The organism is Roseburia sp. 1XD42-34 (assembly GCF_009917385.1).
In the GTDB taxonomy this organism is placed as follows: Bacteria; Bacillota; Bacilli; order Bacillales; family Amphibacillaceae; genus Virgibacillus.
Genome location: NZ_QWLJ01000008.1, coordinates 143,087 through 158,152 on the forward strand (window position 1 = coordinate 143,087; position 15,066 = coordinate 158,152).

Here is a 15,066-nt window from a genome sequence, read left to right on the forward strand (position 1 = left end):
AGAAATTACTCTGGAGGAAGATAAGAATGAAAAAAAAATATCGGAAAGTGGTCACATTTTTCTTGCTTGGGGCCATGATTATATTTGTCAGTCGATCGGCTTTATTTGCTAGTTATGTCGTAGAAGGTGAATCAATGGAACCCACTTTGGATGATGGCAATTTGTTGATGGTAAACAAGTTTGTGTATGATTTAACTGAAGTCGATCGATTTGATGTTATCGTTTTTCGAGCCAATGAAAAAGAGGATTACGTCAAAAGGGTTATTGGGATCCCTGGAGATACCATTCAATATCAAAATGATAAATTATATATAAATGGAGACTATGTGGAAGAAGATTTTTTGCAAGATTATGCTCAAGCTACGCTAAGTAACAAACCGCAAACAGGAAACTTTACGCTTAAAGAGGTAACTGGCGAGACTAAAGTACCCGACGGAATGCTATTTGTTATGGGAGATAATCGTGGCGAGAGTTTAGACAGCCGTTCATTTGGTTTTATTTCCCAAGCGCAATTAGTAGGTAAAGTAGATGTAAAATATTGGCCTCTTTCACAAGCTAGTCTAAGTCTTGGCGGCTAAATATTCAAAAACAAACTACACGTTTTTTCAGGAGATACATGATATACTAGTGCTATCATAACAACGATTATATATTAGTACGGGCGGATGATTCCCAGTCTTAAAGAAAAAGAAAGGGTACTCTGTCCGTTTTCTGTTTTACTATGTTTTAAGCAAGTTGGCCACAGGGTTTGGAACGGAAAATGTTGGAATATAAAATTCTATTGCGCCACGTAAGCTTTGATAGCAGAAGAGCATAGTAACGGATAGTTTCATTCACGCTCAGACATATTTATGAAAGGGGAAGTGAGTAATGGGGCTTCGTTTTATAACAGGTCGTGCTGGTACAGGGAAAAGCGGCCGAATATTTGATGAAATAAAGGAGAAATTATTAAATCGCCCACAAGGTTCAGCCATTTTTTATATCGTTCCAGATCAAATGACATTTCAGCAGGAGTATAAGCTGTTTAAGGATAAAGCCATCCTCGGTAGTATACGTGCACAGGTAGTCAGCTTTTCTCGTTTGGCTTGGCGAGTTTTACAAGCAACAGGTGGGGGGAATAAGCAATTTATTAGTACTGTAGGGATGCAAATGTTGCTGAGGAAGATCATGGAAGAAAAGCAAGGAGAGTGGCGTGTTTTTCAACATGCTATGGAAAAACATGGATTTATTGACCAGCTGGAAACGATGATTACTGAATTTAAACGCTATGCAATTACGCCTGAATTATTGTATGCCAAAATAGAGTATATGAACAGCTACGTGCATAAGGAGGCCGGGGAAGAGGGTCTGATTCATAAATTGGAAGACTTGCTGTATATTTACGAAAAGTTGCTATTTTCATTACAAGGAAAATATATGGACGGTGAAGATCAATTACAGTTGCTTGCAGAAAAGATTGCTCATTCTTCGTTCCTTGAAGGTGCAGAAATCTATGTGGACGGTTTTTATCGTTTCACACCTACCGAATTAATGGTAGTAGAAGCGTTATTAAAAAAGTGTAAGCAAGTAACGATTGCATTAACTGTGGATAAGCCAGAAGAAGAGCCAGCATCAGAAGTGGATTTGTTTTACCAAACGAAGGAAACATACCATCGTTTGAAGCAAATGGCTGCTTCTATCGATGTAACAATAGAAGCGACCATTGAACTAGATCCGAAATATGGACGCTTTCGGGATCGTGCCTATTTTGCACATTTGGAAACATACTTTGATGAACGCCCGGCACCAATTTACCATGGGCAAGTGCCTTTGCAAATTGCTGAGGCAGTCCATCCGCGGGCAGAGGTGGAGGGAGCAGCACAGCAAATTATTCATTTAGTAAGAGACAAAGGCTATCGTTATCAAGATATCGCCATATTCATAAGGCAGCCAGACATGTATCATGATTTGATCGCAACGATTTTTCACGATTATGATATACCTGTATTTATTGACGAAAAACGGACGATGTTAAATCACCCTCTAATGGAATTTATCCGCTCTAGTTTGGATGTTGTGGAAGGGAATTGGCGTTATGACGCTGTCTTTCGGTTGTTAAAAACAGGCTTTATACCTAGTACAGATAAGCAATGTCCTTTAACTGCAGATGCCATAGATGAATTAGAAAATTATGTTTTGGAGTACGGAGTTCGTTCACGGACGAGCTGGTTTTCTGAAAAAGAGTGGGTTTTTCAGCGTTTCCGTGGGTTTGAGCAAACGGCACAAACAGATATAGAGAAGGAAATGCAAACTCGAATTAATCGTTATCGGAACCAAGTAGCAGAAGCTTTCGAATGGTTTGATAAAGAAATGAGAGAAGCACATACGGTAACAGATCGATGTACTTGTTTGTATCAGCTATTGGAAGAGCTGCAGGTCCCTACAAGATTGGAGCAAATGCGAGCAGAATATGATGAGCAATTTGAGATTGAAAAGGGACGAGAACAGGAACAAGTGTGGGATGCGGTCATTCAATTATTGGATGAGATAGTGGAAATAGCAGGAGAAGAAGCCATGTCATTAACCGTATTTCGTAAAACATTGGAAGCAGGACTGAACACATTGAAGTTTGCTCATGTTCCCCCAAGTATAGATCATGTTATCGTAGGTTCTATTGACCGTTCAAGAATAAGCGATATTCGATGTGCTTTCTTACTTGGTGTAAATGAAGGCATGTGGCCAATGAAACCGCCAGCGGACGGATTGATAAATGAACAGGAACGGGATTTACTAGCTGGTCATGGTGTGCAGCTTGCCGAGACCAGTAAACGCCAGTTATTAGATGACTGGTTTTATATGTATATGTCTTTTACAGTAGCAAGCGACCAGCTATGGATTAGCTACCCGTTAAGTGATGAGGAAGGAAACACGAAAATGCCGTCCCAGCTTATCAAACGGATGGAAAGTTTGTTCCCGAATGGTTGTGAACATCTATTGCTGCAAGAGCCAGATGAATTACTGGAAGCGGATCGTTTTGTGACAACACCTCACAAAACAAGAGCTGCCTTAACAGCGCAGCTATCAAGGTATCGTAGGGGCTATCCGATAAAGCAAATCTGGTGGCATGTACTTAATTGGTATATCAAACATGAAGAAAAGTATGCAACTACACACCGTATTTTGCAAAGCTTATATTATCAAAATAAACCTAGTAACCTATCAAAAGAGACGGTAGAAAAGCTTTATCCAAAGCAAATAAAAGCAAGTGTTTCCAGATTAGAGACTTATTATCGCTGTTCCTATCAGCATTTTGCCAAGTACAGTCTTGGTTTGGAAGAAAGACGCACATACAAACTGGATGCACCTGATATTGGTCAGTTGTTTCACGAAGCTTTAAAAACCATTACAGAATGGGTTCAAAAAGGGAAAAAAGAATTTTCTCAACTTACGCAAGCGGATGCAAGTGCGTACGCACATCAGGCGGTAACGAAGTTGTCTCCTATATTACAGCATCAAATCTTGCACAGCTCGAATCGGTATCAGTATATTCAACAGAAATTAGAAGAAGTGATTGCAAGGGCGACTTATGTGTTAAGTGAACAAGCGAGAAAAAGTCACTTTTCTCCAGTAGGTCTAGAATTAGGATTTGGAAACAACCAGGACTTACCGCCATTAACCATTCCGTTAAGAAATGGCTTTGAATTAATGCTTCGTGGCCGGATCGACCGTGTTGATAAAGCAGTAAAAGAGGATGATTTATTTTTACGAATTATTGATTATAAATCCAGTGCCAAAGAATTAAATCTGCTTGAAGTATACTATGGATTGGCTTTACAAATGTTAGCTTATCTGGATGTAGTCATTACTTATTCGGAACAATGGCTAGGAGTGAAAGCAACACCAGCGGGAGTGCTGTACTTCCATGTACACAATCCGATGATAGTGGAAAAGGACAAGCTCGATGATGCAACGATTGAAAAAGAATTATTTAAAAAGTACAAGATGCAAGGTCTTTTGTTAGCAGATGAAGATATCGCTAAGCTGATGGATGTAGCATTAGAATCTGGTACGAGCCAAATCATTCCAGCTGCCATCAAGAAAAATGGCGGATTTTACAGTTATTCGAGGATAGCAGATGAGCAGACGTTTAAGAGCTTGCAGCAGCATGTTCATCACTTGATGGTACAAGCTGGAATGGATATGACACATGGAGGAATACATTTAAATCCTTATTATTATAAACAGCAAGTTGCTTGTACGCATTGTCCATTTCAGTCGGTATGTCAATTTGATCCGACGATACCAACGAATAACTACCGAAAACTAACAGATATGAAACAGGATGAGATACTGAAACAGATTCGGAAGAAGGAGGAACCTACATGGTGAGCTGGACAAAAGAACAGGAAGAAGCAATTTATACAAAAGGATCTGATATTCTTGTCGCAGCTGCAGCGGGTTCAGGTAAAACAGCAGTTTTAGTAGAGCGGATTATTCAAAAATTATTAGATAAAGAGAATCCTGTAGATATTGATTCTTTACTTGTAGTGACTTTTACAAATGCAGCCGCACAGGAAATGCGTAATCGAGTTGGTGCTGCTTTAGAAAAAGCATTGGAGGAAAATCCTGCTTCGTTACATTTAAAAAAGCAGTTATCGTTATTACAACGGGCATCCATCTCGACACTGCACGCATTTTGTTTAGATGTCGTCAAGCAGTATGCTTATTTACTCGATGTGGACCCATCATTTCGAATTGCTAATGATATGGAAGCAGAATTGATTAAACAAGAAGTTTTAGATGACTTATTCGAAGGATGGTATGGTGCAACGGGGGCAGAACAGGAAGAGTTTTTCCAAGTTGTTGATCGGTTTTCAAATGATCGAAGTGATGCTGACGTAGAGACGTTAATTCTACAATTATATGATTTTGCAGTGAAAAATCCCTGGCCAGATCAGTGGTTGGATAGCTTAGCAGAAGTATATGATATACCGGAAAATATGGAAGAATCGGAATTAAGCTGGTTATCTATTTTAAAGCGTGAAGTAAAGGAACAGTTACGTGCAATGGAGCAGGAAATACAGCAAGCTATGGACATAACGAGAGAAAGTGATGGTCCATTTCATTATGCGGAAACCATGGAGCAGGATCTCGCTCTCGTTCAAGAAGCAAGACGGTATCTTAATGACTGGCAGCAATTACATGCTTGGATGGAAGCAAGTACGTTTGCAAAACTTTCTGGTAAAAAAGCAGAAGTCAATGAGGAAAAGAAAAAAAGGGTAAAAAAATTGCGAGATAACTATAAAAAGCGTTGGACAAATATGAAGCAGGGTTGGTTTACTAGGGATTTAGCCAGCCATTTAGACGATATGCGTGAAATGGCTCCTGTTATGAAACAATTAGCTTCCCTTGTAAAAGCATTTAAGTCTCGATTTCAGGAAGAGAAAAAAGAACGTGCCCTTGTTGACTTTTCAGATTTAGAGCATCTTTGCCTACAAGTGTTGATGGAAGACGGAACGGTCCATGCACCGATACCGTCAAAAGTAGCAACGAACTTCCAACATCAATTTACCGAAATATTGATTGATGAGTACCAAGATACAAACCTTGTCCAAGAAACGATACTATCCTTAATTAGTGATCAAATCGGTGCAGGGAATAGGTTTATGGTGGGAGATGTAAAGCAAAGTATTTATCGTTTTCGACATGCCGAGCCTTCCTTGTTTATTAAAAAGTACAATCGCTTCGCACAATCTGAACATCTTGCTAAGCGAATAGATTTGTCACGTAACTTTAGAAGTAGATCGCAGGTTTTAACGGGAACTAATTATCTGTTTAGACAAATCATTGATGAGTCACTTGGAGAAATAAACTATGATGAAAATGCAGAACTTATCTATGGAAATAAAATGTATGATGCGTTTCCACTTGCAGCTCCGAACCCAGAATTAATCATTATTGACCGAGAAACGGATGAAAAAACAGAAACAGCGCATGAGCGTTTCGTTGATTTAGAAAAAGCTGAACTAGAAGCACGTACTTATGCTAGAAACATAAAACAATGGATCGGTCAAGAAAATGGGACACCATTACAAGTAGTAGATAAAAAAACACAACAACAACGTGATGTGCAATATCGCGATATTGTCATACTGCTGCGTTCGATGACCGATGCACCTGTGATTATGGATGAGCTGAAAAAACAAGGAATTCCCGTATATGCAGAACTGTCAGCTGGTTATTTTGCTGCTATAGAAGTTAAAGTGATGATTAGCTTTTTGAAGGTAGTGGACAATCCAAGACAGGATATCCCCCTAGCAGCTGTGTTACGATCACCGATTGTTGGTTTAAGTGAAGAAGAATTGACAACCATTCGTCTAGCAAGGAAAAAACAAGCTTATTATGATGCATTAATTACTTATGCAAAAGAGAATACCGATGCGTTATCCGATAAAATTGCCCTATTTTTAAACCAACTGCAACGCTATCGCACGGCTTCCAGACAAGGTGCTCTTTCCGAATTAATTTGGAAAATATATCGGGAAACGGCTTATTACGATTACGTTGGTGGTATGCCAGGAGGAAGACAGCGACAAGCTAATCTTCGTGCGCTATATGATCGTGCCCGAACATATGAAACGACTTCATTTCGTGGTTTATTTCGCTTTCTTCGTTTTATTGAACGAATGGAAGAGCGAGGGGAAGATTTAGGAGCCGCAAGAGCATTGAGTGAACAGGAAGATGTTGTCAGAATCATGACGATTCATAAAAGTAAGGGCTTGGAATTTCCTATCGTTTTGCTTGGCGGAATGGATAAGCAATTTAATTTAAGCGATTTAAACAAAAAATATTTATTGCATAAAGATTATGGTTTTGCCAGTAAGTATATTGACCCGGTTAAACGGATTTCCTACCCTACACTTTATTATCATGCATTAAAACAGGAAATGTTGCGAGATCAACTGGCGGAAGAAATGCGTGTATTATATGTCGCTTTAACACGAGCTAAGGAAAAACTCGTCATGGTTGGAAACGTGGCATCTTTTGAGAAGAAACAAGAAAAATGGGAGTCTATTCAAAACCACCCTGACTGGGTGTTGCCAACTTTTAGTCGAATAGAAGCCAAGACATATCTAGATTGGGTAGCTCCTGCTTTGCTTCGTCACCATGCAAATGACGTATTACGATTAGGAGAGATTGGTGAACAAGTGGACCAAGAGATTCAACAGGATCCTTCGGGCTGGGATATACACATACTTCACGCTAGCGAGCTAGTTGAACAGGATGTGCTGGAAGATCAGGAAGATGAACAGCTCTATCAGCATATTTCTGACTGGAGACCATTTACGCGTGCAAACGAACAGCTAGAAGAAACAGTGCAACAACGATTGAATTTTAACTATCCTTATATAAAAGCGGTTCAATCAAGAGCGAAACAAACGGTAACGGAATTAAAGCGACAGCAGGAGTTAAAAGATGAATATAGTAGTGATCAGCTGATCACTCCTTTTCAAAGACCGATTGTGAGACGTCCTGCTTTTATGCAAAAGGAAAAAAAGCTGGCGGCGGCTGAAAAAGGTACCATCATGCATAAGGCGATGCAGCATCTACCTTTAGACCGTGTTTTAACCGCTGTGGAAATTGAAGAAGAATTGGAAAAAATGGTAGAAACAGAAATCATCGCTAGAGAGACAGTAGAACAAATGGATATATCGGCAATCGAGCATTTCTATCAAACTCCGATTGCTCAGACTATGATAACGGCACCGTGTGTGCAGCGAGAAGTTCCATTTAGTTTAACGCTCCCAGCATCAGAAGTTTATCCTAACTGGGAAGGTGAGGAAGAACAAGTATTAATTCAAGGGGTAATTGATGCCATATTCCCAAAAGGAGATGGGTGGATTATCCTTGATTATAAAACGGATATGATACATGGAGCGTGGACAAAGGTGCAGGAGAAAAAGTTGCTAGAAAGATATCAAACACAAATGGAACTTTATCGGCGCGCTGTGCAAACTATTTGGAAACAACCAGTATTAGAAACGTATTTGTATTTTTTTACAAAACAGGAGCTTGTACGGGTTCCATAGGTGACTCCGACCTGTATGTGTCAAGAAATGCCTCCGTTCGTGAAATATACTAACAGCTTGTTTCGTGTGAGATAGGCATCCATGTATAGAGAGATGTCTCATGGTACGTGAACTGATATTTTTTTTATTAAAAATGATGGCGTGATTTCCGAATCGGTTTTCTGTTAGTTGTGAAGGAGTCTATACGTGTTCGATGTCTTTGCTTCCTATTTCTTCTTAGTTTGATAATGCTTTGTCTGGTCGAATTATTATTCGCATCGAAAAAGGAGAGGAGAGCGATATCAGTTTATGTATAAAGAATTCTCATGGCACTAACTGTGATCTTTACGAGCAGGGGACGAAACGCAAACGCCGTTTGGTTACAGCGTGATAGATGAAGTGCCCTTCTCTTTAATGGCAAGCAAGGCGAATTTCGCTCCTGCAGGAAGATGATGGTTTTTATACATTTATTGTATATTTCTCAGTTAGTTGGTGCGATTAGAGAAATGGTAATATGGCAAAGGCATACATTTTCAGTTAAACTTTTATGCTAAACCATTCTATGAAAAGATCCAACTTGATAAGGATTGAAATAAAAAGACACTTATGTTTGCAAAAACTCTAGGCCGTGGCATTATTTGTCCACGGCCTTACTTTTAAGCATTTGCAGTTAAATTTTGGTCGTTTATATCAGGATCAAATGGATTGGTTGAACTAACACCATTATTGGTGCATATGAAATCACCTGTGTTCAATGATCCAGAACCAGCATTTGTTTTTGTGGACTCTTTTGGAGCGATATAAAAGGAATCCCCAAAATTTACGACTCCGCCACTCACACTAACAATTTTAATTGGACCAACAATTGAGGGCATAGGAAACCACCTTTTACTAAGTTTCTGTTACTATAACGTATGATTTTTAAAAATATTAGTGCGAACTATGCTGTTCATAAAGATTGCCCATTTACGAAGTTTCATAAGCTCCTTTCAATTTACGGAAATGTTTCACCCGAGCTTCCGCATAGCCTTTAGTTAAACTGCCGATTTGTAATAATGAAGAAGCACTTACGCCAATGGTTGCGACGTTTGCTACACATATGTTTCGGTTATGATACGTTGTTATTTTGCGCACCCCCATAGTAGGGGCTGGCCAATTAGTATCACGTTTGAATAGTGGATAATCGAACGTTTCTTCATCTTCTTGAGAAAAAGTAGGAACTTGTTTTTGGACAGCAATACCCTTAAACTTTAAAGTAGCATAATTTGTATCTCCAATAGACAGCACACTACTATTTGAAACAGAGTTCGTAAACAGATTGTCGACGACAGCGGTTCGCTTATCCATCATTTCATCCCCTTTTTTTACGTAAGTGCTAATGGAACTATATTTCCTAAGGTAAACGCTTCGGGCGGTGTATCAAAATAGGACGAAAGGAGTAATTCTTCATTATCCCCGATGAGCAGTATAGATGAAGAAGAGATATTATCAGCTCTTACATTACCAATATTAAGTCCCCAATTATGAACTTCCATATACATATGAACTATCCTTTCTATCGTTGTGTATCCATGTACTTTCGTAAAGACTGATCGATTTCATTTTTAATTTTATCTGATATATACGCATGGAGATCTTCCTTAGTTCGTAGGTTTTGGTCATGGGCTTCTTTTTCATAAAAGGCAATTCGCCCTGGGAGCTGCTTGATCATATCTTGAATCATGATAGAAGGGAATCCATCATCTAAACCTACGTTATATTCTGATGCTAATTGGCGGATCATAGCAGCCCCATTTTGGTGCAAATAATCGTTTAATTCTGCTTGAATAGTTTGTTTTAAAGGCGGTTGATAGTTAGGAGGTTTAACTTGACTAGCAGAGCAGTCCTCATCTAAGTTAGCGAGATCCTGTGGAGACAATCCGATATGAAGTGTACCGTCCAACTGCTCAATTTTTAATTGGTCAAAATGATATTCCACCTTTTCAATTCGATTTGACTTTGTGTTTTGCAATTTTCTCTCCAGTTCATCCACTCGTGATATTAACTGTTGGATTAATGTCTCCTGCTGTCTCATACATTCATGAATATCGTACATATATGCGGACCAATTGGAATGGTTCATCGAAATCCTCCTTTGCTATATATAGACGAATGCCTATGTTTACTATATGCTAGCAAGGAAAAAAGTGTGCCTTTTAAGGAGCTAAAGGGACAATAGGAGCTGCTTCACCGATTAATGCAGCTTCTTGAACAGGCTCAGTGTATCCACCAGTGTTGTATATATCAGATTGGGATTGTACACTTCCTGTACTACCAATTTGTAAAACGGATGAATTTGTAATTGCACCCACTCTTATCATATAAATACTTATAGTCTGGTGAATCGTTATAGCCATCTTAACCCCTCCCGTACACAATTTAAGTATTTGACATATCTACCTGATCCGAATCGTTTATATACGTTTTAGCATTACCCAAATTAACACGAATCCCGTCGCCGGTATTAAATGATCCTCCGCCAGCATATGTTTTAGCAATACTGTTTGGAGACATAGAATAAACATCTCCAATATTAAAAATACTGGAAGATGAAATATTAACGACTTTGACTGCCCCCACTTTTGCTGGCATATTAAAACCTCCTTTAAATCGCAACTGTGATACAATGGATGCTTATATATATGATACAAAGAAGCTAAATGGACAAAAACAGCACCTTGTGACTAACCGTTTAACTGGACATGATGTTTAAACACAAATGCATTCTCATATAGGGCTGGAAAATTTTTTTATCCCCGTATATAAGGTGCTGTATGCCTCCAGCTTCAGGGGGTGAATAAATCTGTACTGTAACGAGTCTAAGTGGGAGGATAACAGGACCTAAATACCCGATTCCGTCATACCATTACGGAACTAACAAATGTAGAGGATGTATATAACCCTCACTGATGAAGAATCATTTGATCCATTTTCGAGTAGAAAATACTCTTTGATTGCAGTTTCTCTTATGTTATGTTTATGTGAAAGATGGATTTTGTTGAAGGATTGAACAGGAAGGATTATTTTTATGTGGTAATATACACATAAAAAGCTTGTGAAAGGCTGTTGCTTCACTTATATTTAATACATCAGCAAAATGGACATGCCTTTTATCTCTGTTCCATCATGCTAGTTTCTCTAAGGAAAGGAATGTGTTTATGAGTCAACAAGCTTCGCCAATGCAAGAGAAAGATAGGCTTCATTGGATAGATGCGGCAAGGGGATTTGCCATTTTTGGTATACTGATTGTTAATATTCTATCGTTCAGTTCTCCGTATTTTCTCTATGGGGGGGAGAACACAGTTTGGAATACAGCTGTAGATGAAACAACACTTGCTGTGATTGATATCGTTTTCCAAGCAAGTTTTTATAGTTTATTTTCCTTTTTATTCGGGTTTGGCTTACAATTAATGAATGATCGCCTGCAGCTGAGAAATATTGAGGTTGTTCCGCTTCTCACTCGTAGATTGCTGTTTTTATTATTATTTGGTGTCATTCATGCATTTGGAATATGGTATGGAGATATTTTAATCACCTATGCATTAGTTGGTTTGCTTGCATTGCTGTACTTGAAAGTGAAAGATCGTACATTAATATACTGGGCCATCGGTTTGTTAGGCGGGTTCGTTGGGTTTTTCACATTTATCTCATATTTGTTAAGTGGATTAACCGATATGTATGAACAGGAGCTATTAGTGCCCGTTCAGTCAATCATTGCAAACTATCAAAGTAAATCTATCCTTGCTATTTGGTCACAAAATGCTCAAGATTGGATGTTCGGAAATGGCTTGGGTCTCTTTATCCTCCCGTTTATGCTATTACCGTTATTTTTAATAGGTATGTATGTGGGAAGAAAGCGCTGGCTTCATAAACCAGCAGAGCATCAACCAGTTTTAAAACAATTATGGTGGGTTTCACTTATTTTGTTTCTTTTATTCAAATTAGGTCCATATGTATTTGGGAATCCATTATGGTTTGAACTTGCACAGGACGGGATTGGCGGATTATTTTCAGCACTATTTTATATTTGTTCGATTACACTACTAGCGCAAACAAAAACCGGCACAAAAATGATACGTCCATTTATATTTGTAGGAAGAATGGCATTTACGAACTATATTATGCAGTCTATTATATGTGTTTTCTTGTTTTACGGCATCGGACTCGGATGGTATGGGTATATTGCTCCATTACAAGGAGTAGGAATAGCAATTATTATTTATGGTTTACAAATGGTGTATAGTAGCTGGTGGCTGCGAAAATTCCGCTATGGACCGTTAGAGTGGTTATGGAGAAGCCTTACTTATAAACAAAAGCAACGTATGCGGAAAGAAACCGCATGATAAAAGCAGCTTGGATACATTGCCAAGCTGCTTTTGTATTAGGAAACTGTAATCTGAGGTGCTTGTGGTTGACGAAATAACAAATAGTCACGGCCGGCGCATGAGTCCAGCAACGACGCGACTTTAGAAATGCGCCCTCCGATAAGGCCTCATCGTTCTGTCTCTAAGAGGAAGGCCGACTAAAAACGGGTTTGCCGCCCAGACGTTGGCATACCCCAGTTTTAGTTGCATCCATTCCTTTATCCCGGATATAAGACGTTGTAGACTTCCACGGTCTAAGAATGGAAGATGCAAGCTGGATAAGTCGAAGTGGGAGGGAACTGCACCTAAATCCCCGATTCGTTCCAGAGCCTTTAGGTCATACCCTGGTAGTACTAACCGTCAGCGATGTATGAAGAAAACCCCGCTGATGGAAGGTTCACTTTCTTTGATTCGTTTCATTCGCTACGTTGCTGAACGGGCGTCACGGTCTTTGTTATGGCGTTAAAACTTCTTTAATATGTGAAATTGCCCAAGCTAGATCCTCTTTTTCAATAATTAATGGAGGCGCAAAACGAATGACATTTTCGTGTGTCTCTTTACATAGGAGACCTTTTTCCTTTAAAGCTTCACAATACGGACGAGCTGGTTCGGTAAGCTCAACGCCGATAAACAATCCTTTTCCCCGTACTTCTTTAATCTTTGGATTCGTAATTGTCTTTAACTCATTCATCATATACGTACCTAGCTCTAATGATCGTTCTGCTAATTTTTCCTCTTCTAGCACTTCTAATGCAGCGATGGACACTGCACATGCTAACGGGTTGCCTCCGAAAGTGGACCCATGGGAGCCTGGATTGAAAACCCCAAGAATATCTTTGTTGGCTACTACACAGGAGATCGGAAATACGCCGCCACCTAGAGCTTTTCCGAGAATTTGCATATCAGGTGTTACATTTTCCCAGTTACAAGCAAACATCTTTCCTGTACGGGCAAGACCGGACTGGATTTCATCAGCAATATAAAGCACATTGTTCTCCTTACAAATTTGATAAGCTTCTTGTAAAAAGCCATCCGGTGGGATCACAATACCCGCTTCTCCTTGAATTGGTTCAAATAGAAACCCAGCAGTATTTTCATTAATCGCAGCTTTTAGTGCATCTGTATCTCCGTAAGGAATAATTTTGATACCGGGCAGCATTGGACCGAAACCACGCTTATATTCAGCCTCAGAGGATAACGAGACAGCGGTCATGGTTCGACCATGAAAATTACCTTCGCAAGCGATAATTTGCGCTTTATTTTCGGCTACTCCTTTGACATCATAAGCCCAGCGTCTTGCAGCTTTAATAGCTGTTTCCACCGCTTCTGCACCCGTATTCATTGGGAGAGCCATTTCTTTATTGGTAAGCTTACAAATTTTTTCAAACCAAGGACCAAGCTGATCGTTATGAAAAGCTCTGGAAGTTAATGTTAAACGGTCAGCCTGCTCTTTAAGGGCATTAATTATTTTGGGGTGGCGGTGCCCCTGGTTTACTGCAGAGTATGCACTTAGCATGTCCATATAGCGGTTTCCTTCAGGATCTTCTACCCAAACCCCTTCCGCTTTTGAAATAACGACAGGGAGCGGGTGATAATTTTTCGCACCGTATTCCTGTGTTTGGTCAATAATTTGTTGACTTGTTAGTCCCATACGATCCCTCCGAATTTTAAAAATAGTCTACAAACATAGTATAACAATTTTTTATAGCCACTGCCATCTAGAAAAGCAGTTTTAATCTGATAAATTTGAAAATTAATGCAAGGAATTTTGCTATATAGAAAAGTTATATGGTAATAGAAAAACGCCGGAGTCCACAACCAATTCGCGAAGTTCACAGAAAAATGGCGAAGTTTACAACAAGGTTGCGCAAAGTTTACAATTTTTCATTTTTTAAAACTACCAAATAGATGTAAATAAAGCTATATATAATAAGAATAGTTGAAGTGTTAAAAATGAAATATTACTAGGATCATGATATGATAGCAATAGTTGAATTGGAAATAGGAGGTAGATTGTTTCATGAATACACATTTGCATATAACTGCATGGGCGTTAGGCTTTATTTTGTTTGTGATCGCTTATGTTATGTACAAGAAAGGAAATACGAAAGCAGGGAAAATCATACATATGATTTTGCGCTTGGATTATTTGCTTATCTTATATTCTGGTGGAGAATTAATTACTCCTTATTTTAATGGAGGGGATTTATTGCCAGAGGCGATTGTTAAAGGGGTTGCCGGTATTTGGATGATTGTAATTATGGAAATGCTACTCGTTCGTTTACCAAAGCAGAAGCCATTAAAAGCATTATGGATTCAATTTATTATTGCTGTCCTCCTCCTTCTTGTATTAGGATTTGTACGCTTACCTATGGGTGTCTAGCTGATTTATACATGTTTTATTAAAATTGCTAGAAAGGTTGTCCTTATTAAAGGGGGACAACCTTTTTTGTTCAAAGGTAAGAAAGTATAAAATTTGTTACTTTAGGATAAGGGAATAATGGAATAGCCACGTCCGGCTTAAGCGCCCAGCAACTGGGCGACTTCACGAATCGCCCTACGATAAGTCATCATTGGTTCGTACCTCACCGTGATTCCTAAAACTTTAGTTGCTT

12 protein-coding genes are annotated in these 15,066 nt (G+C 39.0%); 5 read left to right on the plus strand and 7 right to left on the minus strand.

All coding sequences use genetic code 11. From position 1 onward, the window contains the following. Nucleotides 1–26: 26 nt before the first annotated feature. The 3 genes from lepB to addA all read left to right on the plus strand — a co-directional run bounded on the left by lepB (nt 27) and on the right by addA (nt 8,069). Nucleotides 27–578: a signal peptidase I gene (lepB, locus tag D1839_RS06740; RefSeq protein WP_120378795.1), complete on the plus strand. Its 552-nt coding sequence runs from the start codon at nt 27–29 to the stop codon at nt 576–578. A gap of 292 nt (nt 579–870) precedes the next feature. Beyond that, nucleotides 871–4,368, plus strand: coding sequence for a helicase-exonuclease AddAB subunit AddB (gene addB / locus D1839_RS06745; RefSeq protein WP_120378796.1), 3,498 nt, complete (start codon nt 871–873; stop codon nt 4,366–4,368). Next, nucleotides 4,362–8,069 carry a helicase-exonuclease AddAB subunit AddA gene (addA, locus tag D1839_RS06750; protein WP_120378797.1) on the plus strand — a complete coding sequence of 1,236 codons (3,708 nt, stop codon included), beginning with the start codon at nt 4,362–4,364 and terminating at the stop codon, nt 8,067–8,069. Before addB ends, addA begins: the two co-directional genes overlap by 7 nt. Before the next feature lie 635 nt (nt 8,070–8,704). Here the strand turns inward: addA and D1839_RS06755 are convergent. From D1839_RS06755 to D1839_RS06780, 6 genes are all read right to left on the minus strand, one after another. After that, nucleotides 8,705–8,923, minus strand: a complete 219-nt coding sequence (locus D1839_RS06755; RefSeq protein ID WP_120378798.1) for a spore germination protein — start codon at nt 8,921–8,923, stop codon at nt 8,705–8,707. A 91-nt stretch (nt 8,924–9,014) separates the two neighbouring features. Continuing rightward, nucleotides 9,015–9,395 (minus strand): spore germination protein GerPE, encoded by a 381-nt coding sequence (locus D1839_RS06760; RefSeq protein ID WP_158589603.1) that lies wholly within the window; start codon nt 9,393–9,395, stop codon nt 9,015–9,017. A 17-nt stretch (nt 9,396–9,412) separates the two neighbouring features. Next, nucleotides 9,413–9,589, minus strand: coding sequence for a spore gernimation protein GerPD (locus D1839_RS06765; RefSeq protein ID WP_120378800.1), 177 nt, complete (start codon nt 9,587–9,589; stop codon nt 9,413–9,415). Nucleotides 9,590–9,603: 14 nt separating this feature from the next. After that, nucleotides 9,604–10,170, minus strand: coding sequence for a spore germination protein GerPC (gene gerPC, locus D1839_RS06770; protein ID WP_120378801.1), 567 nt, complete (start codon nt 10,168–10,170; stop codon nt 9,604–9,606). Between the two features lie 73 nt (nt 10,171–10,243). Then, the gene (locus D1839_RS06775) at nt 10,244–10,444 is read right to left on the minus strand and encodes a spore germination protein GerPB (RefSeq protein ID WP_120378802.1); all 201 of its coding nucleotides are present in this window, start codon (nt 10,442–10,444) and stop codon (nt 10,244–10,246) included. A gap of 22 nt (nt 10,445–10,466) precedes the next feature. Then, the gene (locus D1839_RS06780) at nt 10,467–10,679 is read right to left on the minus strand and encodes a spore germination protein (RefSeq protein ID WP_120378803.1); all 213 of its coding nucleotides are present in this window, start codon (nt 10,677–10,679) and stop codon (nt 10,467–10,469) included. Between the two features lie 566 nt (nt 10,680–11,245). Here D1839_RS06780 and D1839_RS06785 point away from each other — a divergent pair. After that, nucleotides 11,246–12,430 carry a DUF418 domain-containing protein gene (locus D1839_RS06785; RefSeq protein ID WP_120378804.1) on the plus strand — a complete coding sequence of 395 codons (1,185 nt, stop codon included), beginning with the start codon at nt 11,246–11,248 and terminating at the stop codon, nt 12,428–12,430. 475 nt (nt 12,431–12,905) lie between these two features. Here the strand turns inward: D1839_RS06785 and D1839_RS06790 are convergent, their stop codons facing one another. Then, nucleotides 12,906–14,102 (minus strand): ornithine--oxo-acid transaminase, encoded by a 1,197-nt coding sequence (locus D1839_RS06790; RefSeq protein WP_120378805.1) that lies wholly within the window; start codon nt 14,100–14,102, stop codon nt 12,906–12,908. Nucleotides 14,103–14,471: 369 nt separating this feature from the next. On the opposite strand from D1839_RS06790, the gene D1839_RS06795 reads away from it, so the two are divergent. Further along, nucleotides 14,472–14,834 (plus strand): YisL family protein, encoded by a 363-nt coding sequence (locus D1839_RS06795; protein ID WP_120378806.1) that lies wholly within the window; start codon nt 14,472–14,474, stop codon nt 14,832–14,834. The last annotated feature ends 232 nt before the right edge of the window (nt 14,835–15,066 follow it).

Coding starts and splice junctions, on each gene's coding strand:
- addB (WP_120378796.1), top strand. CDS start 871: ATGGGGCTTCGTTTTATAACAGGTCGTGCTGGTACAGGGAAAAGCGGC.
- gerPC (WP_120378801.1), bottom strand. CDS start 10,170: ATGAACCATTCCAATTGGTCCGCATATATGTACGATATTCATGAATGT.
- D1839_RS06765 (WP_120378800.1), bottom strand. CDS start 9,589: ATGTATATGGAAGTTCATAATTGGGGACTTAATATTGGTAATGTAAGA.
- D1839_RS06790 (WP_120378805.1), bottom strand. CDS start 14,102: ATGGGACTAACAAGTCAACAAATTATTGACCAAACACAGGAATACGGT.
- D1839_RS06780 (WP_120378803.1), bottom strand. CDS start 10,679: ATGCCAGCAAAAGTGGGGGCAGTCAAAGTCGTTAATATTTCATCTTCC.
- D1839_RS06755 (WP_120378798.1), bottom strand. CDS start 8,923: ATGCCCTCAATTGTTGGTCCAATTAAAATTGTTAGTGTGAGTGGCGGA.
- D1839_RS06785 (WP_120378804.1), top strand. CDS start 11,246: ATGAGTCAACAAGCTTCGCCAATGCAAGAGAAAGATAGGCTTCATTGG.
- D1839_RS06775 (WP_120378802.1), bottom strand. CDS start 10,444: ATGGCTATAACGATTCACCAGACTATAAGTATTTATATGATAAGAGTG.
- lepB (WP_120378795.1), top strand. CDS start 27: ATGAAAAAAAAATATCGGAAAGTGGTCACATTTTTCTTGCTTGGGGCC.
- D1839_RS06795 (WP_120378806.1), top strand. CDS start 14,472: ATGAATACACATTTGCATATAACTGCATGGGCGTTAGGCTTTATTTTG.
- D1839_RS06760 (WP_158589603.1), bottom strand. CDS start 9,395: ATGGATAAGCGAACCGCTGTCGTCGACAATCTGTTTACGAACTCTGTT.
- addA (WP_120378797.1), top strand. CDS start 4,362: ATGGTGAGCTGGACAAAAGAACAGGAAGAAGCAATTTATACAAAAGGA.